This window comes from Klebsiella ornithinolytica NBRC 105727 = ATCC 31898 (assembly GCF_001598295.1).
GTDB classification, from domain to species: Bacteria; Pseudomonadota; Gammaproteobacteria; order Enterobacterales; family Enterobacteriaceae; genus Klebsiella; species Klebsiella ornithinolytica.
Genome location: NZ_BCYR01000008.1, coordinates 70851 through 97367 on the forward strand (window position 1 = coordinate 70851; position 26517 = coordinate 97367).

Annotated in this window: 26 protein-coding genes; 10 read left to right on the forward strand and 16 right to left on the reverse strand. The window is 56.3% G+C overall.

What is annotated here, in order from left to right; genetic code table 11:
• Window positions 1-17: 17 nt before the first annotated feature.
• The 5 genes from ROR01S_RS16355 to rfaD form a co-directional block, all read right to left on the reverse strand.
• Window positions 18-1190 carry an O-antigen ligase family protein gene (locus ROR01S_RS16355; RefSeq protein ID WP_064359692.1) on the reverse strand — a complete coding sequence of 391 codons (1173 nt, stop codon included), beginning with the start codon at window positions 1188-1190 and terminating at the stop codon, window positions 18-20.
• On the reverse strand, window positions 1168-2076 hold the full coding sequence (locus tag ROR01S_RS16360) for a WaaZ-like lipopolysaccharide core biosynthesis protein (RefSeq protein WP_004868927.1): 909 nt from the start codon (window positions 2074-2076) through the stop codon (window positions 1168-1170). Before ROR01S_RS16360 ends, ROR01S_RS16355 begins: the two co-directional genes overlap by 23 nt.
• Entirely contained in the window at window positions 2076-3047 is a 972-nt protein-coding gene (gene rfaC, locus ROR01S_RS16365; protein WP_004868925.1) for a lipopolysaccharide heptosyltransferase RfaC, read from the reverse strand. The genes ROR01S_RS16360 and rfaC overlap by 1 nt, the downstream gene beginning before the upstream one ends.
• A 3-nt stretch (window positions 3048-3050) precedes the next feature.
• On the reverse strand, window positions 3051-4109 hold the full coding sequence (gene rfaF, locus ROR01S_RS16370; protein ID WP_004868923.1) for an ADP-heptose--LPS heptosyltransferase RfaF: 1059 nt from the start codon (window positions 4107-4109) through the stop codon (window positions 3051-3053).
• A 79-nt stretch (window positions 4110-4188) separates the two neighbouring features.
• Window positions 4189-5169, reverse strand: coding sequence for an ADP-glyceromanno-heptose 6-epimerase (gene rfaD / locus ROR01S_RS16375; protein WP_004868921.1), 981 nt, complete (start codon window positions 5167-5169; stop codon window positions 4189-4191).
• Between the two features lie 212 nt (window positions 5170-5381).
• Here rfaD and kbl point away from each other — a divergent pair, with 212 nt between their 5' ends.
• The 3 genes from kbl to ROR01S_RS16390 all read left to right on the forward strand — a co-directional run bounded on the left by kbl (window position 5382) and on the right by ROR01S_RS16390 (window position 8601).
• Window positions 5382-6575, forward strand: coding sequence for a glycine C-acetyltransferase (kbl, locus tag ROR01S_RS16380; RefSeq protein WP_004868920.1), 1194 nt, complete (start codon window positions 5382-5384; stop codon window positions 6573-6575).
• 9 nt (window positions 6576-6584) lie between these two features.
• Entirely contained in the window at window positions 6585-7610 is a 1026-nt protein-coding gene (tdh, locus tag ROR01S_RS16385) for an L-threonine 3-dehydrogenase (RefSeq protein ID WP_004868917.1), read from the forward strand.
• Between the two features lie 193 nt (window positions 7611-7803).
• Complete coding sequence (locus ROR01S_RS16390; RefSeq protein ID WP_004868916.1) at window positions 7804-8601, forward strand: glycosyltransferase family 2 protein; 798 nt, start codon at window positions 7804-7806, stop codon at window positions 8599-8601.
• On the opposite strand, the gene ROR01S_RS16395 is transcribed toward ROR01S_RS16390, so the two are convergent.
• The 3 genes from ROR01S_RS16395 to gpmM are packed head-to-tail and all read right to left on the reverse strand — an operon-like array spanning window position 8598 to window position 12377.
• On the reverse strand, window positions 8598-9548 hold the full coding sequence (locus ROR01S_RS16395; protein WP_015585523.1) for a divergent polysaccharide deacetylase family protein: 951 nt from the start codon (window positions 9546-9548) through the stop codon (window positions 8598-8600). The two genes, ROR01S_RS16390 and ROR01S_RS16395, sit on opposite strands and share 4 nt — an antisense overlap.
• A gap of 3 nt (window positions 9549-9551) precedes the next feature.
• Entirely contained in the window at window positions 9552-10823 is a 1272-nt protein-coding gene (gene envC, locus ROR01S_RS16400; RefSeq protein ID WP_015585524.1) for a murein hydrolase activator EnvC, read from the reverse strand.
• A gap of 9 nt (window positions 10824-10832) precedes the next feature.
• Window positions 10833-12377: a 2,3-bisphosphoglycerate-independent phosphoglycerate mutase gene (gene gpmM / locus ROR01S_RS16405; protein ID WP_032718389.1), complete on the reverse strand. Its 1545-nt coding sequence runs from the start codon at window positions 12375-12377 to the stop codon at window positions 10833-10835.
• Window positions 12378-12622: 245 nt separating this feature from the next.
• Here gpmM and ROR01S_RS16410 point away from each other — a divergent pair, with 245 nt between their 5' ends.
• The 5 genes from ROR01S_RS16410 (at window position 12623) to cysE (ending at window position 15859) form a co-directional block, all read left to right on the forward strand.
• Window positions 12623-13054: a rhodanese-like domain-containing protein gene (locus ROR01S_RS16410; RefSeq protein WP_004868909.1), complete on the forward strand. Its 432-nt coding sequence runs from the start codon at window positions 12623-12625 to the stop codon at window positions 13052-13054.
• A gap of 109 nt (window positions 13055-13163) precedes the next feature.
• On the forward strand, window positions 13164-13415 hold the full coding sequence (gene grxC / locus ROR01S_RS16415; protein WP_004868906.1) for a glutaredoxin 3: 252 nt from the start codon (window positions 13164-13166) through the stop codon (window positions 13413-13415).
• A 58-nt stretch (window positions 13416-13473) separates the two neighbouring features.
• The gene (secB, locus tag ROR01S_RS16420) at window positions 13474-13941 is read left to right on the forward strand and encodes a protein-export chaperone SecB (protein ID WP_004868904.1); all 468 of its coding nucleotides are present in this window, start codon (window positions 13474-13476) and stop codon (window positions 13939-13941) included.
• Complete coding sequence (gene gpsA / locus ROR01S_RS16425) at window positions 13941-14957, forward strand: NAD(P)H-dependent glycerol-3-phosphate dehydrogenase (protein WP_004868903.1); 1017 nt, start codon at window positions 13941-13943, stop codon at window positions 14955-14957. The genes secB and gpsA overlap by 1 nt, the downstream gene beginning before the upstream one ends.
• An 80-nt stretch (window positions 14958-15037) precedes the next feature.
• Complete coding sequence (gene cysE, locus ROR01S_RS16430; protein ID WP_004106845.1) at window positions 15038-15859, forward strand: serine O-acetyltransferase; 822 nt, start codon at window positions 15038-15040, stop codon at window positions 15857-15859.
• A gap of 177 nt (window positions 15860-16036) precedes the next feature.
• On the opposite strand, the gene trmL is transcribed toward cysE, so the two are convergent.
• From trmL to ROR01S_RS16455, 5 genes are all read right to left on the reverse strand, one after another.
• Window positions 16037-16510, reverse strand: coding sequence for a tRNA (uridine(34)/cytosine(34)/5-carboxymethylaminomethyluridine(34)-2'-O)-methyltransferase TrmL (gene trmL, locus ROR01S_RS16435; protein ID WP_004868901.1), 474 nt, complete (start codon window positions 16508-16510; stop codon window positions 16037-16039).
• A gap of 93 nt (window positions 16511-16603) precedes the next feature.
• The gene (gene lldD, locus ROR01S_RS16440) at window positions 16604-17788 is read right to left on the reverse strand and encodes an FMN-dependent L-lactate dehydrogenase LldD (RefSeq protein ID WP_004868899.1); all 1185 of its coding nucleotides are present in this window, start codon (window positions 17786-17788) and stop codon (window positions 16604-16606) included.
• Window positions 17788-18561: a transcriptional regulator LldR gene (gene lldR / locus ROR01S_RS16445; protein WP_004868896.1), complete on the reverse strand. Its 774-nt coding sequence runs from the start codon at window positions 18559-18561 to the stop codon at window positions 17788-17790. Before lldR ends, lldD begins: the two co-directional genes overlap by 1 nt.
• Window positions 18558-20213, reverse strand: coding sequence for an L-lactate permease (lldP, locus tag ROR01S_RS16450; RefSeq protein ID WP_004868894.1), 1656 nt, complete (start codon window positions 20211-20213; stop codon window positions 18558-18560). The genes lldR and lldP overlap by 4 nt, the downstream gene beginning before the upstream one ends.
• 645 nt (window positions 20214-20858) lie before the next feature.
• A complete protein-coding gene (locus tag ROR01S_RS16455) occupies window positions 20859-21221 on the reverse strand; it encodes a YibL family ribosome-associated protein (RefSeq protein ID WP_064359693.1) in 363 nt (120 codons plus the stop codon).
• A 275-nt stretch (window positions 21222-21496) separates the two neighbouring features.
• Between ROR01S_RS16455 and ROR01S_RS16460 the strand changes: the two genes are divergently transcribed.
• Entirely contained in the window at window positions 21497-21721 is a 225-nt protein-coding gene (locus ROR01S_RS16460) for a hypothetical protein (RefSeq protein WP_004868890.1), read from the forward strand.
• Here the strand turns inward: ROR01S_RS16460 and mtlR are convergent.
• The 3 genes from mtlR to ROR01S_RS16475 all read right to left on the reverse strand — a co-directional run bounded on the left by mtlR (window position 21710) and on the right by ROR01S_RS16475 (window position 25496).
• A complete protein-coding gene (gene mtlR / locus ROR01S_RS16465) occupies window positions 21710-22309 on the reverse strand; it encodes a mannitol operon repressor MtlR (RefSeq protein ID WP_015585526.1) in 600 nt (199 codons plus the stop codon). The two genes, ROR01S_RS16460 and mtlR, sit on opposite strands and share 12 nt — an antisense overlap.
• Window positions 22306-23454, reverse strand: a complete 1149-nt coding sequence (mtlD, locus tag ROR01S_RS16470; RefSeq protein WP_048022810.1) for a mannitol-1-phosphate 5-dehydrogenase — start codon at window positions 23452-23454, stop codon at window positions 22306-22308. The genes mtlR and mtlD overlap by 4 nt, the downstream gene beginning before the upstream one ends.
• Window positions 23455-23576: 122 nt before the next feature.
• Window positions 23577-25496, reverse strand: coding sequence for a PTS mannitol transporter subunit IICBA (locus ROR01S_RS16475; RefSeq protein ID WP_004868884.1), 1920 nt, complete (start codon window positions 25494-25496; stop codon window positions 23577-23579).
• A 664-nt stretch (window positions 25497-26160) separates the two neighbouring features.
• Between ROR01S_RS16475 and ROR01S_RS16480 the strand changes: the two genes are divergently transcribed.
• Window positions 26161-26517 carry a DUF3302 domain-containing protein gene (locus ROR01S_RS16480; protein ID WP_004868882.1) on the forward strand — a complete coding sequence of 119 codons (357 nt, stop codon included), beginning with the start codon at window positions 26161-26163 and terminating at the stop codon, window positions 26515-26517.

Here is a 26517-nt window from a genome sequence, read left to right on the forward strand (position 1 = left end):
ACGCTTTCACGACGGCCTTACGGCCGTTTCGCCGTCAGGCTGTTGCTCAACGCAATCCCGAGCGGTAGCCAGAACAGCACCCAGGTTTCTCGCGGGTTGCTGACGATAAACATCCCCTGCGACGCCATAAAAATCAATGCATACATGAAAATCGCCAGGCTGTATCGGCTGTCGCCGCGGCGTTTGCACCATGCCCGCCATAATCCGCTGGCGATGACCGCCAGCAGCAGCAGCAGGCCAATGATGCCGCCTTTCAGCAGCGAGCCGAGATAGACGCTGTGGGTGGTGGTGATGTGTTCACCGCTGTAGTTAATGAATTCGAGTCCATAATCGAACCCCCGACCCAGCCAGGGATGGTCCGCGATTTCCGCCAGCGTATGGCGCCAGATACTGAAACGTAGACCACTCTGTGTCCCCATCTCCTCAAAGCGGGCTAACAGCAGGTCGCCAACCGGCGTCAGGAAGAAGACCAGCCCGAGCACCACCGCCAGCGTGGCGACGATCGCTAAATTACGGCGCGTAAACACCTGCAGATGCAGCGTGCAGCAGAAGGCCAGCGCCAGGGCGATAATCGGCCCGCGACTCTGGGTAAAGACCATCATCACCAGCAGGATAGCAATCGGCACATAGAGATAATGGCTGGCTTTCTCTTGCAACAGCAGGCAGCAAATTAAGATGGCGATGCCACAGTATCCTGCCAGGTCGATAACGTTGGTCGGGCCTGGGTTTTCCGCTGAGACTTCGCGTAAGGTCAGAACCAGCGTATGGTCTATCGCCAGCGTCCAGACAGACAGCACGGTGACTCCGGCAACCACGCTGAGCAGCGCCAGATGCCGGGTGAGGGGATGGCCCATCAGGGTGGTGAGCAGCAGCAGGTAGAAGATGAGGTAGGTGCCGTGAGTCAGCGGCGAGTCAATATGTTGCGGCGTATGCCCCCAGAGATTGCTGAGCGCATAGTAGACAAAGAAGACCACCAGCAGCGCATAGGTCAGCCATTGCTGGCGGGTGCTCTCCGCCAGCGCCTGGCGATGGTCTTTGTTCAGTAAAGACAGCAGGAACAGCAGAATCGACAGGTGGAGCAGGTTATTCGTCCGGGTGGAGATGCAAAAAATAGCGCTGAAAAATAAAAATAAGGGAAAGAAAATGGAGTAACCCTGAATGGCATAGTTACTTATTTTTAAAGTACGCATCAAAAGAAACCTTTGCAAAAATCGATTCCGGCACCGCGCTCTCCTGGGAGAAATTGATGACCCGAATATGGTTTTGTTGTAGCACACAAGCGGCGTGCGAAAAGGACGGCATGACCAGGTCATCCACTTTGTTTGCCAGGTAGGAAGGCAGTTTATTCTGTTGTGTTTCGTAGAACCGCGGTTCGTGGAAATTATTCATGTCCAGCCCGCTGATAAGAATAGTGTCGAACCCCAGCCAGGCGAGGATCTGTAAGGACCAGTAGACCACGGTGCCGGCATCAAAGACCCCGTGGCGGATATCGGTGCTAAAGCAGATATCCTGGCGCTCAGGGTGGAAGCGCAGCGCTTCGATATGCTGATAGGTTTGCCGCATCATGCTGCTGGCGACTTTAGGCTGGTAAATTTTATAGCAGCCGTCTTCAATCAGCGCCAGGCGGCAGCGCAGATCGGCCGGATAGCGATCGTAGATTTTGGCGATCCCGTGCATGGTGGTAAACAGCACAAGATCGGGCTGGCCGATCACCGAGCGAATAATGTCGGGTTGCTTGTCGTAAAACTCCATATCGACAATGGTGTAGAACGAAAACCTGAGCGTATCAGAGAGAAACCAGGCGCCGTTGACACCCATCACCGGCACGCTCTCCGGCAGCCGTGAAAAATCAATACGGCGGGTGGAGGGGCCGGTCGCCGTCAACAAAACCTCGCCATGCGCGCTGTTTTTTAACGCGCTCAGGCTGACCAGCGGAACGTGTTGACCTTTGTACTGCAGCGTGCGGATTTCACCGCTTTCGGCACGGGTGATTTTGGTATACGGCCAGAGATTTTCGTTATGGCGAAAAGCCCGCGGACGCGTGTAGCGGTAAATTTGCTTGTACAGTGAACCCATTAAATCAGCCCCTGAGATTGCAGCAGCTGCGCGATGCGGGCGGCGGAAATATCCCCGGTACTGTTGCCGCTTTCCGGACGTACGACATACTGATTTTTACCGTAACCGCCAATCAACCCCGGGTCGGTGGGACCATATAACGTAAAATTGGCTTTATCGAGCGCGGCGGTCAGATGGCTCAGGCCGGTATCAACGGAAACCACGCCTCTGGCGCCCGCCAGAACCTGAGCGACCTGCTCCAGACTCATGCGCGGCAGTACTTCGACAAAGTCGTGGCCATCCGCCAGCCGTTTGGCCCGCGCTTCTTCATGCGGGGCGCCCCACGGCAACTTAATCTGCAGGCCGCTGTCGGCCAGCAGAGCGATAAGCGCCTGCCAGTGGCTTTCTGGCCAGTGTTTGTCATCGCGGGTCGTGGCATGGAGGAAGACGAGATACGGCACCGCAGAGGCGGCATCCTGGCGGGTAAAGTGGCGGGCGATGGCATAATCTCCCTGACTCTCCGGCCGGGTGTAGCCCAGGCTTTTGGCGAACAGTTCGCGGGTGCGCTCAACGGCATGCTGCTGCTTCGCGATATGGTGACGGCGATTGTAGAACAAGCTGGCCAGCGGCTCGCGGGCGGTTTGCCAGTCCATACCGTGCTTCACGCCGTGCGCCAGCCGGGTGACCAGCGCGGCGCTTTTGACCAGACCCTGAGCATCGATAATCGCGTCATATTTCTGTGCCCGTACGGCATCGCGAAAGGCCTGGCGTTCGCCCCTGATGGGGGCAGAAAACCAGGCTTTACGCCAGCGACGAATGGCGACGGGAATCACCCGATCGACCGCTTCATGCCAGGACGGGATCTGTGCGAACCCCTCCTCGACGACCCAGTCAAAGCGAATGCCGGGAAAAGCTTGCACAGCATCGGTCAGCGCGGGCAGCGTATGCAGGACGTCGCCCATGGACGAGGTTTTTACGATCAATACCCGCATCCGCTACGCTTCCTCTTTATCGGTTTTTTCCTGCAGGAGCGCGTTTAGCTCTTCCTGTACGCGCTGCGGCGTAATATCGATCAGGCTCTGATGATAACCTTCCGCGGCATCGCCCTTACGGACTTTGTGGTAGCCGCTAATCAGGCGAATCACCCGCGCTTTGTGGGACAGCGGCGGGGTGAAGTCGGGGCTGCTTGGGCCATACAGCGCCACCAGCGGGCGGTTCAATGCCGCGGCAACATGCATCAGACCGGAATCGTTACTGACGACGGCCGTACAGGCGGCAATCAGGACGACCGCCTGTTCAAGCTGGGTTTCTCCGGCCAGATTACGACACCATGCCTGCTGCCGGGTATTCAGCGCGGCCAAGATATCGTTGCCGGCGTCATGGTCTTTGGCCGAACCGAACAGAACCACCTGATACCCCTCGTCGATAAGCTGCTTTGCCAGCTCGGCGTAGTGGTAGTGCGGCCAGCGTTTTGCCGGGCCAAACTCCGCTCCGGGGCAGAAGCCGATGATCGGACGGTCGGCAGAGATGTTGAATGCATTGCAGACCTGCGATTTTTCCCCGTCAAAAACCTGCAGCTGCGGCCACAGCAGCGGCTGCGGCAGGTCTTTGGCGCTGAGCATGACCCCTTTGTCATAGGCCAGCGCGACATAGCGTTCAACCATCAGCGGCCAGGCGTCTTTATCCAGCACCCGCGCGTCGTTCAGCAGACCGTAGCGCATCTCACCGCGCCAGCCGGTGCGGTGCGGGATGTTGGCGAAGAAGGGAACCAGCGCCGATTTAAATGAGTTCGGCAGCACGTAGGCGCGGTCGTAGCGTCGTTCGCGCAGACTGTGTCCGAGCTTACGGCGCTCGCCTATCGCCAGCGCGCCATGGCCGAGCGGCATCGGGATGGCTTCGTTGACTTCCGGCATTCGTGACAGCAACGGACGGCACCATGCGGGTGCCATCACGTCGATGATTGCCTGGGGATAGCGCGCTCTGAGCGTGCGATAGAGACTTTGCGACATCATCATGTCGCCCACCCATGACGGGCCAACCACCAATATTTTCATTCACTTCATCCTTCAAGCCATCTCTGCGTTGGCTGCCTGCGTTCATCCCGGTCACTGACTTTAGTAAGCCCCCGGAGATTTACTTCGTTGCCGCCTTGCTATCGCTTGAATGATTTTGTGAACCGGCGTCAGTTTCGCGATTGAGCCAGGCCATATATTCCGTTACGCCTTCGGCAACGGTCTTGAACGGCTTGTCGTAGCCCGCAGCGCGCAGGTTGGTCAGATCCGCCTGGGTAAATGCCTGGTAGCGGCCTTTCAGCTTTTCCGGGAACGGGATGTATTCGATGCTGCCTTTCTTATGGTATGCCAGCGTGGCATCGGCTACCGCCTGGAAAGATTCCGCACGGCCGGTGCCGAGGTTGAAAATGCCGGATACGCCGTTTTCCCAGAACCACAGGTTTACCGCGGCCACGTCGCCTACGTAGACGAAATCGCGTTTGAAGCCATCGCTGCCTTCGAACAGTTTCGGGCTTTCGCCGTTATTCAACTGGGTGTTGAGGTGGAAAGCCACGCTCGCCATGCTGCCTTTGTGCCCTTCGCGCGGCCCGTAGACGTTGAAATAGCGGAAGCCAACGATCTGCGAGTCGGCTTCCGGCAGGATCTGGCGGACGTATTCGTCGAACAGGAATTTGGAGTAGCCATAAACGTTCAGCGGCTGCTCATATTCACGGGATTCGATAAAGTCGCTGGTGCGGCCGCCGTAGGTTGCCGCCGACGAGGCGTACAGGAACGGAATCTGACGCTCCAGGCAGTAATGCAGCACCTCTTTGGAGTACTGATAGTTGTTATCCATCATGTACTTGCCGTCCCACTCCGTGGTGGAGGAGCAGGCGCCTTCGTGGAATATGGCTTCAATTTCGCCGAACTCTTCCCCGGCCATCACCTGAATCAGGAAGTCTTCTTTATCCATGTAATCAGCGATATCCAGGTCTACCAGGTTAGCAAACTTGGTGCCGTCTTTCAGATTATCTACGACCAAAATGTCGGTAATGCCTTTGTCATTCAGGGCTTTAACGATGTTGCTGCCGATAAAACCTGCGCCGCCGGTAACGATGATCATAACTGTAACCTTTGAAGTATGGAGTCCAGAGACAATCCGGACATGAATACTCATATCATATCACCACATGGAGCAGGCTTCAGCCATTCGCCGAAAAGCGGTTGGCGAGCGTGATTTATGCTGCAAATAATTCATCCAGGCATGCATCATCTCGTATCAGCGTATAGCTTTGGGTAATATGTGCCAAATTTTGCCAAATCTGGAGAGTTGCAATGCGTGGTGATTTTTACGAACAGTTGACCAATAGCCTCGAGACCGCTCGCGCGGAAGGGTTATTTAAAGAAGAACGCATTATTACGTCGGCGCAGCAGGCGGATATTACCGTCGGCGGCAGCAACGTGATTAACTTCTGCGCCAATAACTATCTGGGTCTGGCTAACCATCCGGAGCTGATTGCCGCCGCGAAAGCGGGGATGGACAGCCACGGTTTTGGTATGGCTTCCGTGCGCTTTATTTGCGGTACGCAGGATAGCCACAAAGCGCTTGAGAAGAAGCTGGCTGAGTTCCTCGGCATGGAAGATGCGATTCTTTACTCCTCCTGTTTCGATGCCAACGGCGGCCTGTTTGAAACCTTGTTGGGCCCGGAAGATGCCATTATTTCTGATGCCCTGAACCACGCTTCCATCATTGATGGCGTGCGTTTGTGCAAAGCAAAACGCTACCGTTATGCCAACAACGATATGCAGGAGCTGGAAGCACGTCTGAAAGAGGCCCGTGAAGCCGGCGCACGCCACGTGCTGATCGCCACCGACGGCGTATTCTCCATGGACGGCGTGATCGCCAACCTGAAAGGCGTCTGCGATCTGGCGGACCAGTTCGATGCGCTGGTGATGGTCGACGATTCCCACGCCGTCGGCTTTGTCGGTGAAAACGGTCGCGGCTCTCATGAATACTGCGATGTGATGGGCCGTGTCGATATCATCACCGGGACATTAGGTAAAGCGCTGGGCGGCGCGTCCGGCGGCTATACCGCTGCACGTAAAGAGGTCGTTGAATGGCTGCGTCAGCGTTCGCGTCCGTATCTGTTCTCCAACTCGCTGGCCCCGGCGATTGTTGCTGCCTCTATCAAAGTGCTGGAGATGGTGGAATCCGGTGCTGAACTGCGCGATCGCCTGTGGTCCAACGCGCGCCTGTTCCGCGAAAAAATGACCGCCGCGGGCTTTACGTTGGCCGGTGCCGACCACGCGATTATCCCGGTTATGCTGGGCGAAGCCGTGATTGCGCAAAACTTTGCGCGCGAGCTGCAAAAAGAAGGGATTTACGTCACCGGGTTCTTCTATCCGGTGGTACCAAAAGGCCAGGCGCGTATTCGCACCCAGATGTCTGCGGCGCATACCCCTGAACAAATTGAACGTGCGGTAGAAGCCTTTACCCGCATCGGTAAACAACTGGGCGTGATTGCCTGAGGGCGTGAGATGAAAGCGTTATCCAAACTGAAAGCGGAAGAAGGCATCTGGATGACCGACGTACCGGAACCGGAAGTCGGCCATAACGATCTGCTGATCAAAATCCGCAAGACCGCGATTTGCGGTACCGACGTACACATTTATAACTGGGATGAATGGTCGCAAAAAACCATCCCGGTGCCGATGGTAGTAGGGCATGAGTACGTGGGTGAAGTCGTGGGTATCGGCCAGGAAGTACGCGGCTTTAAGATTGGCGATCGCGTTTCCGGCGAAGGGCATATTACCTGCGGCCACTGCCGCAACTGCCGTGCTGGCCGTACACATCTGTGTCGTAACACGATCGGCGTAGGCGTGAACCGTCCGGGCTGTTTCGCGGAATATCTGGTCATTCCGGCTTTCAATGCCTTCAAAATCCCGGACAATATTTCTGACGATCTGGCGTCGATTTTTGACCCGTTTGGCAACGCGGTCCACACGGCGCTCTCGTTCGATCTGGTTGGCGAAGATGTACTGGTATCCGGCGCAGGCCCGATTGGGATCATGGCGGCTGCGGTCGCGAAACACGTCGGCGCACGTAATGTGGTTATTACTGACGTGAACGAATATCGACTGGGTCTGGCGCGTAAAATGGGCGTGACGCGTGCTGTGAATGTTGCGCAAGAGAGCCTGACCGATGTGATGGCCGAACTGGGGATGACCGAAGGGTTCGACGTGGGCCTGGAAATGTCCGGCGCGCCGCCGGCATTCCGCACCATGCTGGATACCATGAACCACGGCGGTCGTATTGCGATGCTCGGTATTCCGCCGTCGGATATGTCCATCGACTGGACAAAAGTTATTTTCAAGGGGCTGTTTATCAAAGGGATTTATGGCCGGGAAATGTTCGAGACCTGGTACAAGATGGCCGCACTGATCCAGTCCGGGCTGGATTTGTCACCGATCATTACCCACCGTTTTGGCATCGATGAGTTCCAGCAGGGCTTTGATGCGATGCGCTCCGGCCAGTCCGGAAAAGTGGTGCTGAGCTGGGATTAAATCTGATAAAACGGCAGCCCGGCTGCGGCCGGGTTTTATGCTGAGATACGCTGAGCGCCTGCGGGCGCTTTTTTTTATTTAGATTTGGATAACATTTCACAGATCCTTCATCGTGAACGCACTTTTTCTAAATCGATTTTTGGCCTATTCGTTTATACAGTTCGTTTAACTACCGTTTAATTTTATAAACACCATGCTTAAACTCTCTGTATGCTTACTGACCTGTAATTCTGCCCGCCTGCTAGGCCAGGTTTTACCTCCGCTCCTGAAGGTGGCGGATGAGTGCATTGTTGTGGATTCAGGCAGCACCGATGCGACGCTGGATATCTGTCGCCAGTTTGGGCTGACGGTACATCATCACCCCTATACCGCTCACGGGGCGCAGATGAACTACGCGACGACGCTGGCCAGCCATGACTGGGTGCTGTGCATGGATAGCGATGAAATTCTCGATAATGAGGTTGTCGCTGAGATTCTGAGGCTTAAAGCCGGCGAGGATCTCGACCCCGCCTGTGCCTGGCGCCTGCCGCGCTACTGGTATGTGCTTGGCGAACCCGTCAGGACTATTTATCCCGTCTCATCGCCGGATTATCCGGTTCGCTTATTCAATCGTACTACGGCGGCCTTTAACAACCGCGCGGTTGACGATCAGGTGGTTGGTCACGCCCGATCCCTCAAACTCCCGGGTCGGGTGCGTCACGATACCTTTTATTCGCTGCACGAAGTCTTTAGTAAGCTCAATAGTTATACCACCCGGCTGGTGAAACATCAGAAGATCAGGCCCTCTCTGGGCCGCGGGATCATCAGCGCGATTGGCGCCTTTTTTAAGTGGTATCTGTTTAGCGGGGCATGGCGGAATGGGAAGGTGGGGGCCGTGACCGGGCTATATGCAACCCTGTACAGTTTTATGAAGTATTTTAAAGCCTGGTATGCCTTTGAAGATAAACGGGAATCTGCCGCTGAAAAACGAACAGATTCCCGATCCGCTTAGTTCGTTGGGTTGTCCCAGCCCTGCCATTTCAGCTGGTAGTACTGCACCAGAGGGCTCTGGCGGATACTTTCGCTCAGGATGCTGAAGAAGCGGCTGGCGTATACCGGCTCCGGCGGATGCTTCGGTTTACAGAACTTCACGCCGCGGAACGGGTTACGCGGCGATGTTGGCGGCGTCGTTTTCGACGGCGGTAGCCCGCTGTCGGGCCTTGAGGTATCGACCTGCGGCTCGTTCAGCAGGTTGCTCGGACGCACCAGGGTGATATCCGGCGGCAGGTTATAGACCATTTGCTGCAGGACGCGCACCGTGGTGGGGTGCGGATGACCAATAGCAATGGCGGAACCGTTGCGGCGCGCCAGCGCGATGGCACGGTTGAACTGCACGCGAATATCGGCCTCATTCTGCGTGTCATCGAGGAACACCTTACGCTTGATCACCTTCACACCGGTACCCTGCGCCGCGCGCATGGCCTGGGTGTTGCCGATGGTAACGCTGTCGAGGAAATAGAGATTGTAGCGCTCCAGCGCCTGCATCACCTTTTGCATTCCGAACAGGCTGGAGGTCATCGCGCTGCCCATATGATTGTTCAGGCCCACGGCGTACGGCACTTTGCCATAGGCGTCGCGGATGATGCGCTCGATCTCGTCGCTGCTCATATCCGGGCGCAGCGTATCTTTTTCCAGCGGTTGCTTGCTGAGCGGCGCCATCGGCAGGTGAATAAGCACCTCGTGGCCGAGATTGTGCGCTTTAGTCGCCATTTCACGGGCGTGTGGCGCGTTGGGTAAGACGGCGACGGAGATGGTTGCTGGCAGCGCCAGTACCTGATTTTCAGTCTGTGGACGATAGCCAAAGTCGTCAATAACAATGGAGAGTTTACCGGCAAATGCCGGCGATGCCATAGCCAGCGTACCGGCTACCGCGAATGCAATTCTGCGAAATTGAAGCAAAACTTATCTTCCCAACCACGGCTGTGGATTGACCGCCTGACCCTGGCGACGAATTTCGAAATAGAGCGACGGACGGCCCTGACCGCCGCTGCTGCCTACGAGAGCAATCGGCTGGCCCGCCCGGACCTGAGTGCCGACGCTGACCAGCGCGCTTTGGTTATAGCCGTAAAGGCTCATATCGCCTTTACCGTGTTCAACGACCACAACCAGGCCGTAGCCCTGTAGCCAGTCGGCGAGAATCACCCGGCCATCGGCAATTGCCTTGACCTCGGTACCTTCAGACGCAGCGATAACCATCCCTTTCCAACGTAGTTCACCTTGCAGCTGTTCGCCATAACGATGAAGCAACGTTCCGCGAACCGGCCAGTAGGCCTGACCGCGCGGAGAGCCCAGACCGCCGGTGCGGGACATCAGCGAACGCTCGCTTTCGGTCGGTTTGTAGGTGGTACCTTTACGGGATGCATCCTGCTGACGATCGCGCACGGCCTGAGCCTCGCGAGCTTCTCGCTCTGCGCGGGCCTTCGCTGCGGCTTCTGCTTGCGCGATCCGACCGCGCAGGCGCGATTCGTTGGCCCGCATTTCGCCCAGCTGCTGCTGACCTTGCTGAATAGACGATTCAAGGCCTGAAAGGGTTTTCTTACGTTCGTTCCGCGCCTGTTCCAGTTTTGCCTGCTGTGCGCGCTGCTCGTAAACCAGCGTCTGCTGTTGGCTCTGCTTTTCTTCCAGCTCCGCCTTTTGCGCGGCGACCTCTTCACGCGTCTGTTTCAGCTGGGCGATGGTCTCCTGGCGGGCCTGGTTAAGATAACCGTAGTAAACCTGCATGCGCTGGTTACGCTGACCCTCTTCACCGCTGAGGATCATTTGCATCCCGGTATGCGGCCCCTGACGGAACGCGGCATCAAGCTGCGCCGACAGGTTACGCTCCTGAGTGGCGCGCTGACGTTCCAGCTTTGCGATTGAAGCGTTCATTTCGTCAATCTGCTTATTCAGCTGGTTCAGGGTATCCTGGGTTTCACGCAGTTTGCGGGCGGCGGCAGAGATGGCCTCTTCCTGTGCTTTGAGCTGGGCAAGCAGGGAGGCGCGTTGCTGTTGCTGTTGCTTGATCGCCCGCTGCTTTGCGGCGATATCGGCCTGAATAGATTTGAGCTGGTCGCGGTCATCCGCCTGAGCAGGTGCGGCGCACAGCAATACGCCAGCGCTGAGTGCGCTGGCGTAAAGGACGGATCGAACAGCCGTTGCGATCCATGTATTTGAATAAGTCGCCTTTCCCCTCATGGGGAAGGATTATTCCACGATGAACAGCGGCTTGCCAGTCATCTCTTGCGGGATTTCCATTCCCATCAGCGACAACATGGTTGGCGCGATATCGGAAAGCTTGCCACCTTCGGCGACTTTCACGGCTTTATCGCCAACGTAGATCAGCGGTACCGGCAGGTTGGTATGGGCCGTGTGGGCCTGGCCGGTTGCCGGATCGCGCATCTGTTCAGCGTTACCGTGATCGGCGGTAATCAGCAGCTGGCCGCCGACGGATTCTACCGCTTTGGCAACCTGATCGATGCAGTTGTCCAGCGTTTCAACGGCTTTAATTGCCGCTTCCATGACGCCGGTATGACCGACCATATCGCCGTTCGGATAGTTACAGATGATGGTGTCGTACTGACCGCCCTTGATAGCAGCAACCAGTTTTTCGGTCAGCTCGGCGGAGCTCATTTCCGGCTGCAGGTCGTAGGTTGCGACTTTCGGCGAGTTAATCAGAATACGATCTTCGCCTTTGAACGGCTCTTCAACGCCGCCGTTAAAGAAGAAGGTCACGTGCGCGTATTTCTCGGTTTCGGAGATGCGCAGCTGAGTCTTGTCGTTCTTTGCCATCCACTCGCCGAAGGTATTGGCCAGGGACGCCGGCGGGTATGCGCAGGCGACTTTAATGTCGGCGGCATATTCGGTCAGCATCACGAAGTCGAGTTTGACCTCTTTCTTACGGGCGAAACCGTCGAAATCGGCGTTGACGAAGGCGCGGGTGATTTCACGGGCGCGGTCAGCACGGAAGTTCATGAAAATCAGCGCGTCGCCGTCTTCCATCGCGGCATCGGCCTGGCCTTCGGCACGGATCACGGTCGCCTTCACGAATTCATCGTTTTCATCGCGAGCGTAAGCGGCCTGCAGACCGGCAACGGCGGTGTCGGCCTGGAACTCGCCCTTCGCCAGGGTCATCAGATCATATGCCTGCTCAACGCGGTCCCAGCGATTGTCGCGGTCCATGGCGTAGTAGCGGCCAATAATGGAAGCCACGCGGCCTTTACCTAGAGCGGCAAATTTTTCTTCAAATTTCGCCAGGGAGTTTTCAGCGCTGCGCGGCGGCGTGTCGCGGCCATCGAGGAAAGCGTGCAGGTAGATTTTTTCTGCTCCGCGCTCGGCGGCCAGCTCTACCATCGCCATAATGTGGTCTTCGTGGCTGTGAACGCCGCCAGGGGACATCAGGCCCATAATGTGCACTGCTTTACCCGCAGCAACGGCTTTGTCGACCGCGGCGGTCAGCACCGGATTTGCAAAGAACGTGCGTTCTTTGATTTCGACATCAAGACGGGTCAGATCCTGGTAAACGATACGACCGGCGCCGAGGTTAACGTGACCCACTTCAGAGTTGCCCATCTGGCGATCCGGCAGACCAACCTCCAGGCCAGAAGCATCAATCAGCGTATGGGGACGTTTCGCCCACAATGCGTCCATGACTGGCGTTTTCGCGCTATAAATCGCGTTATCCTGCTGGTCTTCACGATAGCCATAGCCATCAAGAATGACCAGTACCATCGGCTTTTTAGAATTCGACATTGCGACAACCTCATGCTCAAAGACAGAAAATTTGCGTAATTTTACTACAGCTGAATCGTTCAAAGCACCGTAAAAGATCAAAGAAAGAGAGCGTCGGGCCCGCACGAAAGTCGTCGGAAGGGGATTTTTTCGTGACGGGCCGCAGAAAATACATTACATCGCGCTCACTGGCTGTATTTGCCGCAATGCACAGGTATACTCCTTCCCTGGTTTTTTTATCACTTAGTCGGGAGTTGTAACCCCCCATGCAAGAAATTATGCAATTCGTCGGCCGTCACCCCGTCCTGAGCATCGCGTGGATCGCGCTGCTGGTGGCGGTGCTGTTCACCACCTTTAAGGGGCTGATGTCGAAAGTTAAAGTCATTACCCGTGGTGAAGCGACGCGTCTGATCAACAAAGAAGATGCCGTGGTTGTCGACCTGCGTCAGCGTGACGACTTCCGTAAAGGCCATATCGCGGGCTCCATCAACCTGCTGCCGACCGAAATCAAGGCAAATAACGTTGGTGAGTTGGAAAAACACAAAGCACAACCCATTATAGTGGTAGACGGTTCCGGTATGCAGGCGCAAGAGCCTGCCAGCGCGCTGAATAAAGCCGGATTCGAAAAGGTCTTTGTACTGAAAGAAGGCATCGCTGGCTGGAGCGGCGAAAACCTTCCGCTGGTACGCGGCAAATAAATTTACCCACGTCTTTATGACGTAGTCAGGTTTCCCCCGCTGCGGCGATCCGTTGGGGGCAGCCTTGTCTGCGGCGTAACATCCTGCGGGTAAAAACAGGAGTGAAGTCATGGCCAATATTGATATCTACACCAAAGCGACCTGTCCGTTCTGTATCCGTGCGAAAGCACTGCTGAACAGCAAAGGCGTAACGTTCAATGAACTGCCGATTGATGGCAATGCCGCGAAGCGTGAAGAGATGATTCAACGCAGCGGTCGCACGACGGTTCCGCAGATTTTTATTGATGAGCAGCACATTGGCGGCTGTGACGACTTGTATGCGCTTGATTCACGTGGTGGACTTGATCCCCTGCTGCGCTAATTTTGCGTCCACCCAGGCCGGGTAGGCGTATTTAAGGACAACACGAAAGGGTTTTACTATGTCAGAACAAAACAGCACCGAAATGACTTTCCAGATCCAGCGTATCTATACCAAGGATATTTCCTTTGAAGCGCCAAATGCGCCGCAAGTTTTCCAGAAAGACTGGCAGCCGGAAGTTAAACTTGATCTGGACACCGCTTCCAGCCAGCTGGCTGAAGGCGTCTACGAAGTGGTGCTGCGCGTAACCGTAACCGCTGCGCTGGGCGAAGAAACCGCGTTCCTGTGTGAAGTACAGCAGGGCGGCATCTTCTCTATCGACGGCATTGACGGCAACCAGATGGCGCATTGCCTCGGCGCATACTGCCCGAACATTCTGTTCCCGTATGCTCGTGAGTGCATTACCAGCCTGGTGTCTCGCGGTACCTTCCCGCAACTGAACCTTGCGCCAGTGAACTTCGATGCGCTGTTCATGAACTATCTGCAGCAGCAAGCTGGCGAAGGTGCCGAACAACATCAGGATGCCTGATGAACGCACTTAATGCTGCAATGACTGTGATCGGTGCCGGCTCATACGGCACCGCTCTTGCCATCACACTGGCAAGAAATGGCCACGATGTTGTGCTCTGGGGCCATGACCCGAAACATATCGCGACGCTGCAACATGACCGCTGCAATGCCGCTTTCCTTCCTGACGTCCCTTTCCCTGACACGCTTCATCTTGAAAGCGATCTGTCTGCCGCGCTGGCTGCCAGCCGCGACATTCTGGTTGTGGTGCCAAGCCACGTCTTTGGTGAGGTTCTGCGACAGATTAAACCGCTGATGCGTCCGGATGCGCGCCTGGTCTGGGCGACGAAAGGCCTTGAGGCTGAAACCGGTCGCCTGCTGCAGGATGTCGCGCGCGAAGCGCTGGGCGACACGATCCCGCTGGCGGTTATTTCCGGCCCGACCTTCGCCAAAGAGCTGGCGGCAGGGCTGCCGACGGCCATTTCGCTGGCATCCACGGAGCCGCAATTTGCCGACGACCTGCAGCGCTTGCTGCACTGCGGTAAAAGCTTCCGCGTCTATATCAACCCGGATTTTATCGGCGTGCAGCTTGGCGGGGCGGTGAAAAACGTCATCGCCATTGGCGCCGGGATGTCTGACGGCATCGGCTTTGGCGCCAATGCGCGTACGGCCCTGATAACCCGTGGTCTGGTTGAAATGTCGCGTCTCGGTACCGCGCTGGGCGCCGATCCGGAAACCTTTATGGGGATGGCGGGGCTGGGCGATCTGGTGCTGACCTGTACCGATAACCAATCGCGTAACCGCCGCTTTGGCATGATGCTCGGCCAGGGTATGGATGTGCAAAGCGCGCAGGATAAGATTGGACAGGTGGTTGAAGGCTATCGCAATACCAAGGAAGTTCGCGTTCTGGCACAGCGTTTAGGTGTCGAAATGCCAATAACCGAGGAAATTTATCAGGTATTGTATTGCGGAAAAATTGCGCGCGAGGCAGCATTGACTTTATTAGGCCGCGCACGCAAGGACGAGCGCAGCAATTAAGCTTAAAGGAACCTTTGTCACCTCGATGACCCGGTCAGCGTAGAACTGGCCGGTCATTCTGCTATCGCCTGGAGTCAGCAATGCCGTGTGAAGAACTGGATATCGTCTGGAACAATATTAAAGCCGAAGCCCGGGCTCTGGCCGACTGTGAGCCTATGCTCGCCAGTTTTTACCACGCAACGCTCCTCAAGCACGAAAATCTGGGCAGCGCCCTGAGCTATATGCTGGCGAATAAGCTGGCGTCGCCGATTATGCCCGCCATCGCCATTCGTGAGGTGGTGGAAGAGGCCTATGCCGCCGATCCGGAGATGATCGCCTCCGCCGCCTGCGATATTCAGGCCGTGCGCACCCGCGACCCGGCGGTCGATAAGTACTCCACGCCGCTGCTGTACCTGAAAGGTTTCCACGCGCTGCAGGCCTATCGCATTGGCCACTGGCTGTGGAATCAGGGGCGCCGGGCGCTGGCGATTTTCCTGCAAAATCAGGTTTCCGTTTCTTTCCAGGTGGATATCCATCCGGCGGCGAAAATTGGCCGCGGGATTATGCTCGATCACGCTACCGGTATTGTGGTTGGCGAAACGGCGGTGATTGAGGACGACGTGTCGATTCTGCAGTCCGTGACCCTCGGCGGTACCGGTAAAACCAGCGGCGATCGTCACCCGAAAATCCGTGAAGGCGTGATGATTGGCGCCGGCGCGAAGATCCTCGGCAATATCGAAGTGGGTCGGGGGGCGAAAATTGGCGCCGGTTCCGTGGTGCTACAGCCCGTACCGCCGCACACCACCGCTGCAGGCGTACCGGCGCGTATCGTCGGTAAACCAGAGAGCGACAAGCCGGCGATGGATATGGATCAGCACTTTAATGGTATTCACCATACCTTTGAGTACGGCGATGGTATCTAGAAGCGGGCTATCCCGATAACGCGCTGCCTGCGTAGCGAGGATCGGACGCCTGCGCCGCTATCGCGGAATCCGCTGCCCTACTGCTTTCCCCCGGCTGGCGCTTAGCCGGGCTACGGACCCGTGACATCGGGTCGCCCGGATAAGGCGCAGCGCGCCGCAATCCGGGAATGACTCAGGCTAACTGCGCAATAGCGCGCCCGGATACCCCAGCTGGCGCCAGGCCTCGTACACCACCACCGACACCGCATTTGACAGGTTCATACTGCGGCTGTCCGGCATCATCGGAATACGGATTTTCTGCTGTGCCGGCAGGGCATCAAGAATGCTGGCCGGCAGGCCGCGCGTTTCCGGGCCAAACATCAAAAAATCGCCATCCTGATAGCTGACCGCGCTGTGAGCCGGTGTGCCTTTCGTGGTCAGGGCGAACAGGCGCTGCGGCCTGGCGCTTTCCACGAAGGCAGCATAATCACGATGGCGCTGAACGGCGGTAAATTCATGGTAATCCAGCCCGGCGCGACGCAGGCGTTTATCGTCCCAGGTGAAACCCATCGGCTCAATAATATGCAGATTGAAGCCGGTGTTGGCGCACAGGCGGATGATGTTCCCGGTATTTGGCGGGATCTCAGGTTCGAATAGTACAATGTTCAGCATGCTGCCCTGTCTCATTAGGCTCTTAATCGCGCGGGCAGAATAGCAGATATTTGCCCGGCCCTCATCCCTGTGGGTGAGCGCCGGGCGGGGGGATTACGCAGCGTTACCCTGCTTAATCGCATTGAAGGTTTGCAGCGCGTCGGCGTTCTGAACCAGAGAGTCGCGGCTGATTTCACCAATGGTTTTGGTTCCGGTCAGGGTCATCGCCACCTTCATCTCTTTCTCGATCAGATTCAGCAGGTTGGCTACGCCCTGCTTACCGTGGGTAGCCAGCGCGTACAGATAGGCGCGGCCCAGCAGCACGCTATCGGCGCCCAGCGCGATCATGCGCACCACATCGAGACCGTTACGAATACCACTGTCGGCGAGGATGGTGATATCGCCTTTTACCGCATCGGCGATGGCCGGCAGCGCACGGGCTGAGGAGAGAACGCCGTCGAGCTGGCGGCCGCCGTGGTTGGAGACCACGATCCCGTCGGCGCCGAAGCGCACCGCATCCCGCGCATCCTGCGGATCGAGGATCCCCTTGATCACCATCGGGCCGTCCCAGAATTCGCGGATCCACTCAAGGTCTTTCCAGGAAATGGACGGATCGAAGTTGTTGGCCAGCCAGCCAATGTAGTCCTCAAGTCCGGTCGGCTTACCCAGATAGGCGGAAATATTGCCGAGGTCATGCGGGCGGCCGTTTAAGCCAACGTCCCATGCCCACTGCGGGTGGGTCATCGCCTGCCAGTAGCGGCGCATCGCCGCATTCGGGCCGCTCATGCCGGAATGGGCATCGCGATAGCGGGCGCCCGGCGTCGGCATATCAACGGTAAAGACCAGAGTTGAACAGCCCGCAGCCTTGGCGCGCTCCAGCGCATTGCGCATAAAGCCGCGATCGCGCAGGACATACAGCTGGAACCACATCGGGCGCTTGATGGTCGGAGCGACCTCTTCAATCGGGCACACGGAAACGGTGGAGAGGGTAAACGGAATGCCTTTATCATCCGCGGCGCCTGCCGCCTGTACTTCACCGCGGCGAGCGTACATCCCGCATAGCCCGACCGGTGCCAGCGCCACCGGCATGGAGAGCTTTTCTTTGAACAGCGTCGTCTCCAGGCTCAGGTCCGACATATTCTTCAGCACCCGCTGGCGGAGCGCCACATCAGACAGGTCTTCAACGTTGCGGCGCAGCGTGTGCTCGGCATAGGCGCCGCCGTCGATATAGTGGAACAGGAACGGTGGCAGGATTCGCTGTGCGGCTGCGCGATAGTCGCTGGCGGCTGAAATAATCATCACGGGTTCTCCCTGGCATTTTCATTGTGGTCACCGGGCAGGCGGGTAATTCGCGCCTGGCGGGCCTGGTCTTCATCAAAGTGTTTAATCGTGGCGTGGACAAAGCCTAAATGCGCCATCATCGCCTGACGCGCGCCTTCGGCGTCACCGGCGAAAATGGCCTCCATCACGGCCTGGTGCTGCTCAGTCAGACGGGCGAATACCGGCGGGACAAGGTACATCCGCTGGCGGCTCTGTTTGACCGAGGATTGCAGGAGATCGAAAAAGCCGCGCATGGTTTGTAGCAGCACCACATTATGCGAGGCTTCGGCAATCGCCAGATGAAAGCGAACGTCAGCCTGCGAGGCCAGGTCCGGGTCTTCGCTCTGGGTCGCTTCAAAGCACAGGCGAATGCGCTCTTTTTCGGCGTCGGTGGCGCGCATCGCCGCATGCCAGGCCGTGCTGGCTTCGATGGCGTGGCGGGCTTCCAGAATATCAAAGCTGTAATCGGGATCGTCGGCGAGCAGCGTTTTTAGCGGCTGAACGATATTCTGTTCCGACCACGCTTCGTGCTGCCAGCGCACGAAAGTCCCGCCGCCGCGGCGGCTGACCAGCAGGCCTTCGTTCACCAGCATCGCCAGCGCTTCGCGCAGCGAGTTGCGCGATACGCCAAGCAGGGCGGCCAGCTGGCGCTCGGCGGGCAGTCGCATGCCCGCCTCCAGCTTCTGTTCTTCAATCAGCGCCCGCACACGACGGGCTACATCGTCTGCAAGGCGCCGGGGCATCACTATCATGGGATCATCCAGGTTAAGACATAGGCCTGTAGCGTGGTAATAACGCCAACCATGCAGGTAAAGATCAGGCTGTGTTTTACGGTAAAGCGGAACAGGTCCGACTCTTTCCCCACCAGGCCTACCGCCGCACAGGCGATGGCAATGGACTGCGGCGAAATCATTTTGCCGGTGACGCCGCCGGTGGTGTTGGCCGCGACCAGCAGAATATCGGAGACGCCGATCTGCTGTGCCGCGGTTGCCTGCAGCGCGGCGAACAGCGCGTTAGACGAAGTGTCTGAACCGGTCAGGAACACCCCCAGCCAGCCGAGGAACGGCGAGAAGAAGGTAAACGCGTGGCCGGTGTGCGCCAGCGCGAGGGCCAGCGTCGACGATAGCCCGGAATAGTTTGAGATAAAGGCGAACGCCAGCACCATGCCGATGGAGTAAATCGGCAGAGCCAGTTCTTTTAACGTGCTGCCAAAGGTGACCAGCGCATCTTTTGGCTTCATACGCAGCCAGACGATGGAAAGTATAGCCGCAAACAGGATGGCGGTGCCGGTGGCAGACAGCCAGTCGAACTTATACACCGCAGCGTAAGGGGTGGCTGCGCTGACAACCGGCGGCATGCGGGCCACCATTTTATCGAGGAATGGCACGGAGATATTGATGACGAAGTCATACATCGCCCCGCCGGGAGCAAACAGGGCCTTAAACGGCGGGATGCTCCACAAAGTCACGGTGGCGGTCAGGAACAGGAACGGCGACCAGGCGCGGACGACCTGCCCGGCGCTGTAATGGGTGCGCGCCAGCGTTTGATCGACCTGGGCGGCGCCCATATCGCCGAAGCGGAAGATACGGACCGGCTGCCAGCGTTTGAGGAACAGGGTCAGGCAAACCAGCGACACCAGAGAGGAGATGATATCCGGCAGTTCCGGGCCAAGGAAGTTAGAGCTGAGGTACTGCGCGATGGCGAACGAGCCACCGGCGACCATGACCGCCGGCCAGGTCTCTTTGATACCGCGCCAGCCGTCCATAATCGCCATAATCCAGAACAGGACGATGATGGTCAGGAACGGCAGTTGACGACCGACCATCTGGCCGATGGCAAAGCTGTCGATACCGGTGACCTGGCCGGCGACCAGAATCGGAATGCCCATCGCACCAAAGGCCACCGGCGCGGTGTTGACAATCAGACACAGCCCCGCCGCATACAGCGGGTTAAAGCCCAGGCCGACCAGCAGCGCGGCGGTAATCGCCACCGGAGCGCCAAAGCCGGCCGCACCTTCGAGGAAAGCCCCGAAGGAGAAGCCGACAATCAGCATCTGCAGGCGCTGGTCAGGGGTAATCGAGAGAATCGACGAGCGAATAATGTCGAACTGTCCGGTCTTGACCGAAATTTTATAGACGAAAACCGCGGCGATAATAATCCATGCGATGGGCCACAGGCCGTAAAAGAAGCCGTAGACCACGGAAGTCAGCGCGCGGTCAACGGGCATCTTATAGAACAGCAGCGCGACCGACAGCGCAATGGCCACGGTCCATGTCGCCGCCAGGTACCCTTTGAGCTTGAGCTTTATCAGGGCAAAAAAGAAAAACAGAATCGGTAACGAGGCGATAAGACTTGAGAGCCAGATATTACCGGCCGGATCGTAATTTTGTTGCCAGAGGTTCATGCAGGTCTCCATCGGGCCGCAAAGATGTGGTGCTGAGTCTGCGCTCCTTGCAGATCACATCTTTTGTAAAACTGGCCCAGCCAAAATTGAGTTGTAGGGTTAACGACAACGAATGGTTAACCAAATGTTATTGGCAGGCAATATATCTGTGACTAAAAATGATGGATATGTGAACCGTTGAGTGGTTTAAGAAATAATTGGTAGGGCCAATAGGGCAGAGAGAAAGATCATGGATGTGAATGACAGGTGAATCAGCGCCTGTCCGGCCAGTGACTGGCAGCGAATGTGTTTCCGTAGCCCCGGTGAGCGTAGCACTACACGGGAGGGAGGGGGATTCCCGGACACGGCGCCTGATACGCCTGTCCGGCCAGCGGCTGGCAGCGAATGTATTCCCGTAGCCCCGGTGAGCGTAGCACTACACGGGAGGGAAGGGGATTCCCGGACACGGCGCCTGATACGCCTGTCCGGCCAGCGGCTGGCAGCGTATGTGTTCCCGTAGCCATGGTTAGCGTAGCACTACACGGGAGGGAGGGGGATTCCCGGACACGGCGCCTGATACGCCTGTCCGGCCAGCGACTGGCAGCGAATGTGTTTCCGTAGCCCCGGTCAGCGCAGCGCCACCGGGGAGGCCTCGGGACTAAAAGATTAGAACTCGGTTTTAGCGAAGCCGGTCATTTCTTTGAGGTTCATCTCGCGACCGAGGGCGGTCATCGGATGAACAATCACCAGTCCGCGAACGCTTTTCTTCAGCTTGCCCATATCGGCCTGCTCTTTTTTCGTAATCGCGCGGCGATGCGGCAGGCTCATCAGCTTCTGCGCTTCTTTGCTCAGTTTCTGGCCCTGAACTTCGCGCAGGCGAATAATTTCGGCTTCGAGGGTCATTTTTTCTTTTTCCAGCTCGGCGTATTTGTCCGCAGCTTCCACCAGAGACAGGTCTGCCTGCTGGTGGCGGATGGCGTCGAGGCGGTCGCTCAAACGCTTGATTTCATTCTTTTCGACTTCTTTCATGATGACTTAATCTATTAATAAAGGGATTTCGACAACATATAGTATGTGCTGTGACTTCTGTTGTGGGTAGTCATTTATCCACAATCCGGCGTTTTTTCCGCGGAAGTCTCAGAGGTAATGATTTCTAATTATATGAATGTTAATAATATTATGACTAAGAGTGGCCTGTTTTTCATCTCTGTGAAGTCTGTCGTCTATACCGCACGTTTTCCTCAACCCTGACCTCGCTTTTCGCTAATCCTTTACAGGATGATCCCTGAAAACTGGAGGGCGAGATGGCAAAAATCGGTGACGGCGTACCGCGTATTATCGACAAGACAGTTGATTTTATGGCTTCAAGCCAGGCTTTTATGGAGTATCTGAAAAAATCCCCGCGTTTGCAGAACGTGCCGCGGGAAATTCCGCAGAACAAAGAGGCGCTGTATCTGAGTCGTCTGGAGTATTACAGGCAGCTTTACCGGCCGGCTTGTGACCAGGTGGAATCCGGGTCAGAGCGTTGATTTCTGAAAGGCTTTTTTCAAGCTGATTCGGGAAATCAGCTCGGTCAGAGACAGCATCATTGTTGAACGTACAACCTGCTGGTAGCGCAGCTTCTGCATTGCCAGCAGTTCTTCGTCGCTGTCATCAAACAGCGGCGTCGGCGGCAGGGCGGTCACACAATGCAGTTCGCCAAAAGGCCCAAGAATCTCATCATCGGTAAAACTGTACTCATTTCCGTCGTGATTCAACTCTTCACGCAGGGCCATCAGCAGCTCGGCGTCTTCGTATTCGGCGCGGCTAATCACCCCAAGGCCGTAAATCAGCTTCAGGCGTACAGAAAGGTCCCCCAGCGGCCCATCGCCATCCAGCAATGGCTCCACTGCGTATTTCACCGCGTAGTCGTCTTTACGGAACACCTGAAGCACCAGAATATTGACCGCTTCCGTGAGTAGCTCGACGGTGGCGATCAGGAAGCTTCGTACGGTTTTGCCAGCATTCAGACGCTCAAGCACGCGGTTTTCAAATGCCTGTGTTTCTTCCATTATTGCCTGCATATCTGACAGGAGTAGTAATGGGCGCGGTTCGTACCGCGCCAGGTCTTGCCTCATTTGGTGGCGTTGTAGTCGTTAACGGCCTCGGTCACCACGGCACTTGCTGCATCCAGACCAGAAATCTGTGCCAGCGCAGCCTGGGGGCCCTTCTCGTTAATCAAGGCTGCCAGCTCCTGCGCCTGCGGGTCTTCTTCGCTGCGGAAGTGCATTGCCGCAGCGATCCCTTTGACCAGATTGACGTGCGGCAGAGCATATTCCAGCGTACCAAGCAGCGGCTTAATCAGACGATCGCCCGCGCTCAGTTTACGCAGCGGCTGACGACCTACGCGCTCAACGTCATCTTTCAGGTACGGATTCTCGAAACGGCCGAGGATTTTCTGGATGTAGGCGGCGTGCTTCTGTGCATCAAAGCCGTAGCGCTTGATCAGTACCGCGCCGCTCTCTTCCATCGCCCCTTTCACCACGGCGCGAATGTTCTCATCGAGAATCGCGTCGCGGATCGTCTGGTGCCCGGCCAGTTTTCCGAGGTAGGCGGTTATAGCATGTCCGGTGTTTAAGGTGAATAGCTTACGTTCGACAAATGCCATCAGGTTGTCGGTTAATTCCATGCCAGGGATCGCCGGCAAAGTGCCTTTAAACTGAGTTTTATCGACGATCCACTCGCTGAAGGTTTCCACGGTCACTTCCAGCGGGTCATGCGTCGCAGAGGCGGACGGGGGAACAATACGGTCAACGGCGGAATCGACAAAGCCGACGTTGGCCTCTACCCAGGCTTTGTCTTCTTCCGCCAGAGCGTTAAACACGTGGCCTTTAAGCTGTGTGGTTCCGCGCACCATGTTTTCACAGGCAATGATGTTTAGCGGGGCGGTAAGTCCCTGCGCTTTACGCTTCGCCAGCCCCTGCGCTATAGCCGGCGCAATGCGCTCCAGCACAACCGGGCCGACGGCGGTGGTGATCAGGTCAACGCGGGCAATCAGGTCAATCACTTCATCGCCGATGCTGCTGACGGCATTGACGCCGGAAACGGTATCGACCTGCTCGTTTTCACCGACGACGTGAACCTGATAGCTATGACGGGCATTCAGGGCGTCAAGTACCACCTGATTCACATCGGCGAATGTTAACGCGATCCCCGCGTCAGCCAGCAATTTGCCGATGAAGCCACGTCCGATATTACCTGCGCCAAAATGTAATGCATTCATAGTATTAACCTTCATTAATGTTTTTACCTGAGAGGGTTCGGGTGAGGCTTGCCCCTCACCCGAACCCTCTCTCTCCAGTCAGAGAGAGAGGGTGATTCGTCTCCCGGCGTGGCCGGGACCGTTTACGCTTTGGTGCCTTTCAGCAGCGCCAGCACTTCTTCAACGCTGGTGGTGCGGGTCAGGCGCTCAATCACCGACTCATCATCCAGCGCGTTAGTCAGGCTGGTAATCACGTGAATGTGCTCGTTATTGCGTGCCGCGATACCGATAACCAGACGGGCTACGTCATCTTCGTCTTCGCCAAAGCGAACCCCTTCCGGATACTGGCAGAACACTACGCCGGTCTTCAGGACGCGATCTTTAGCTTCAATCGTGCCGTGTGGTACCGCGATGGACTCGCCCAGATAGGTGGAGGTCAGTTTTTCACGATCCAGCATCGCCTGGACATATTCAGGCTCAACGTAGCCGCCTTTCACCAGCTGCTCGCCCGCAAAGCGGATCGCCTCTTCTTTGGTCGCCGCTTTGCGACCGAGGAAGATATTCTCTGCGCCAAGCTTAAACAGATTTGTATCGGCGGCCTCGAAGCTGTCTTTCAGACTGCCGCGGACTTTCTCTTCGTTGTCAGTATGGCGCTGCGCCGCAACCAGACGCTCGGTCAGGCTGGTGTACAGGCCGCTGTCGAGGAAGTTGGTCAGCGAAATGTGCTGGGCCTGCGGCACCTGGCGCATCGCCCGCTCGGTCAGATCGCGGTGGGTAATCACCAGGTCGACATCCGGCGGCAGGTTGTTAATGGCGCAGTTGGTGACGGAGATATTGCCCAGCCCCGCATCCTGCACTTTTTTACGCAGCACCCCGGCACCCATGGCGCTGGAACCCATGCCGGCATCGCAGGCCACGATGATTTTGCGCACGTGGCTCAGATCGTTAGCCACGGCACCTGCAGACAGCGGAGTAGCCGCGCCTTTGGATTCAGCTTTCATATCCTGCATGCGACGGGTCGCAGCATCGATATCATCTTCTTCTTTCACTTTGCTGGTTTTCAGCAGAATGGCGGAGACCACAAAGGAGACGGCCATTGCGGCAATAATGGCCGCGATGTTAGCGAAGTACGCCCCTTTCGGCGTCATCGCCAGCACCGCAAGGATAGAACCTGGGGAAGCAGGAGAAACCAGACCGCCGTTGAGGATAGTCAGGGTGAACACGCCGGTCATACCGCCGAGAATAACGGCAAGGATCAGACGCGGGTTCATCAGTACGTACGGGAAGTAGATTTCGTGGATACCGCCCAGGAAGTGGATGATTGCCGCACCGCCTGCAGACTGCTTCGCGTTACCGCGACCAAAGAACATGTATGCCAGCAGTACGCCCATCCCCGGGCCCGGGTTGGCTTCAATCAGGAAGAAGATTGATTTGCCCAGCTCATGAGACTGCTGAATACCCAGCGGCGAGAAGATACCGTGGTTGATAGCATTGTTCAGGAACAGGATTTTCGCCGGTTCAACGAAGATAGATGCCAGCGGCAGCATGTCATGGACAACCATGAAGTTAACGCCCGCCGCCAGAATTTTGGACAGGACTTCAACCGCCGGGCCAATGCCGAGGAATGCCAGAATGGCGAGGATCATCCCGATAATACCGGCGGAGAAGTTGTTCACCAGCATCTCGAAACCGGACTTAATCTTACCGTCTACCCAGCTATCAAAATGTTTAATCGCCCAGCCGCCCAGTGGACCTGCGATCATGGCGCCGAGGAACATCGGCATGTCCGCGCCGACGATGACGCCCATGGTGGTAATGGCACCGACGACGCCGCCACGCTCACCGCCAATTAACTTACCGCCGGTATAGCCGATAAGCAGCGGCAGCAGGTAGGTGATCATCGGGCCGACTAACTTCGCCAGCGTCTCATTCGGTAACCACCCTGTCGGTATGAATAATGCGGTGATGATACCCCACGCGATAAACGCGCCGATGTTTGGCATCACCATATTGCTGAGGAAACGACCAAAGCTTTGCACCTTGATCTTGATATCGGATGACATAAAACACCCCTTCTTCTGTTTTGCTTATCGCGTAGGCTAAAAGCCCGAGGCTTGTTGTGAATATGGCGGCAGAGGTCGCCGGACCCTGATTGATAAAGCGAATCTGGCACTGAATCGTTAAACTGTCCAGTCGGTGGGTTTTAGTGTGATTCTGATCACATGAATATAGGTATCTGGCAGGTATTTGTAGTGACGTGCATCACAAAATGGGTGTGCAAAAAAAAGACAATGGGTCAAAATTCGCCTGATTAGGCTAATTAATGTGAATTACATCACATAATATTGTTTTCAGTTTGTCTCGATATTGTGACTTTGTTCACAAAAAATAATTCGCTGAATTTTGCGGATGTGATCGCCGGCAAACTCTGCTCGCTCGCACTGTGGCCGGCGTCGGTAAACAGGCTGCAGAATGAAAAAACATCATCGGCGTACCGTATGGAAAAAAGTCAGAATGTGGCTTAAGCTCAACATGTAAAGATAAGTCTATAGTTCTTCAGGATATATTTTGTCACGCTTAAAAACTTGCAAGGAGAATAACTAAAAACAATACTCCCCGGCCTTAAATTATAAGTGCATTTTCCTTTTACTTAAATTTCATTAATTAATTTGGTTGCTTACCATTTTATATCATTGATGAGCTGACGTCGTGTTTAGTGAGGCACATATGTTTCTCAACTATTTTGCGCTGGGTGTATTGATCTTCGTTTTTCTGGTTCTCTTTTATGGAATTATCGCGATTCATGATATTCCCTATTTAATGGCTAAAAAACGTAATCATCCCCACGCTGATGCCATCCATACCGCCGGGTGGGTGAGCCTGTTTACGCTGCATGTTATCTGGCCATTCCTGTGGATCTGGGCCACTCTCTACCAGCCTGAGCGCGGGTGGGGAATGAAATCTCATCTTCCTCCATCTGAACGCGATCCCGATATCGATCGGCTTTCACAACGTGTTGCCGAGCTGGAAAAAAGACTGGGTGCGGTGCCCTCATCCGCAGATAAAGAGACCCCGGAGCGCTAA

Bases quoted from the DNA above. Each gene is read 5' to 3' on its own strand.
- ROR01S_RS16480 (WP_004868882.1), top strand. From the start codon at position 26,161: ATGTTTCTCAACTATTTTGCGCTGGGTGTATTGATCTTCGTTTTTCTG.
- kbl (WP_004868920.1), top strand. From the start codon at position 5,382: ATGCGTGGTGATTTTTACGAACAGTTGACCAATAGCCTCGAGACCGCT.
- ROR01S_RS16410 (WP_004868909.1), top strand. From the start codon at position 12,623: ATGCAAGAAATTATGCAATTCGTCGGCCGTCACCCCGTCCTGAGCATC.
- ROR01S_RS16460 (WP_004868890.1), top strand. From the start codon at position 21,497: ATGGCAAAAATCGGTGACGGCGTACCGCGTATTATCGACAAGACAGTT.
- tdh (WP_004868917.1), top strand. From the start codon at position 6,585: ATGAAAGCGTTATCCAAACTGAAAGCGGAAGAAGGCATCTGGATGACC.
- lldP (WP_004868894.1), bottom strand. From the start codon at position 20,213: ATGAACCTCTGGCAACAAAATTACGATCCGGCCGGTAATATCTGGCTC.
- gpsA (WP_004868903.1), top strand. From the start codon at position 13,941: ATGAACGCACTTAATGCTGCAATGACTGTGATCGGTGCCGGCTCATAC.
- grxC (WP_004868906.1), top strand. From the start codon at position 13,164: ATGGCCAATATTGATATCTACACCAAAGCGACCTGTCCGTTCTGTATC.
- ROR01S_RS16475 (WP_004868884.1), bottom strand. From the start codon at position 25,496: ATGTCATCCGATATCAAGATCAAGGTGCAAAGCTTTGGTCGTTTCCTC.
- secB (WP_004868904.1), top strand. From the start codon at position 13,474: ATGTCAGAACAAAACAGCACCGAAATGACTTTCCAGATCCAGCGTATC.
- trmL (WP_004868901.1), bottom strand. From the start codon at position 16,510: ATGCTGAACATTGTACTATTCGAACCTGAGATCCCGCCAAATACCGGG.
- rfaD (WP_004868921.1), bottom strand. From the start codon at position 5,169: ATGATCATCGTTACCGGCGGCGCAGGTTTTATCGGCAGCAACATCGTT.
- lldR (WP_004868896.1), bottom strand. From the start codon at position 18,561: ATGATAGTGATGCCCCGGCGCCTTGCAGACGATGTAGCCCGTCGTGTG.
- mtlD (WP_048022810.1), bottom strand. From the start codon at position 23,454: ATGAATGCATTACATTTTGGCGCAGGTAATATCGGACGTGGCTTCATC.
- rfaF (WP_004868923.1), bottom strand. From the start codon at position 4,109: ATGAAAATATTGGTGGTTGGCCCGTCATGGGTGGGCGACATGATGATG.
- mtlR (WP_015585526.1), bottom strand. From the start codon at position 22,309: ATGAGGCAAGACCTGGCGCGGTACGAACCGCGCCCATTACTACTCCTG.
- rfaC (WP_004868925.1), bottom strand. From the start codon at position 3,047: ATGCGGGTATTGATCGTAAAAACCTCGTCCATGGGCGACGTCCTGCAT.
- lldD (WP_004868899.1), bottom strand. From the start codon at position 17,788: ATGATTATTTCAGCCGCCAGCGACTATCGCGCAGCCGCACAGCGAATC.
- ROR01S_RS16390 (WP_004868916.1), top strand. From the start codon at position 7,804: ATGCTTAAACTCTCTGTATGCTTACTGACCTGTAATTCTGCCCGCCTG.
- cysE (WP_004106845.1), top strand. From the start codon at position 15,038: ATGCCGTGTGAAGAACTGGATATCGTCTGGAACAATATTAAAGCCGAA.
- gpmM (WP_032718389.1), bottom strand. From the start codon at position 12,377: ATGTCGAATTCTAAAAAGCCGATGGTACTGGTCATTCTTGATGGCTAT.
- ROR01S_RS16455 (WP_064359693.1), bottom strand. From the start codon at position 21,221: ATGAAAGAAGTCGAAAAGAATGAAATCAAGCGTTTGAGCGACCGCCTC.
- ROR01S_RS16360 (WP_004868927.1), bottom strand. From the start codon at position 2,076: ATGGGTTCACTGTACAAGCAAATTTACCGCTACACGCGTCCGCGGGCT.
- ROR01S_RS16355 (WP_064359692.1), bottom strand. From the start codon at position 1,190: ATGCGTACTTTAAAAATAAGTAACTATGCCATTCAGGGTTACTCCATT.
- envC (WP_015585524.1), bottom strand. From the start codon at position 10,823: ATGAGGGGAAAGGCGACTTATTCAAATACATGGATCGCAACGGCTGTT.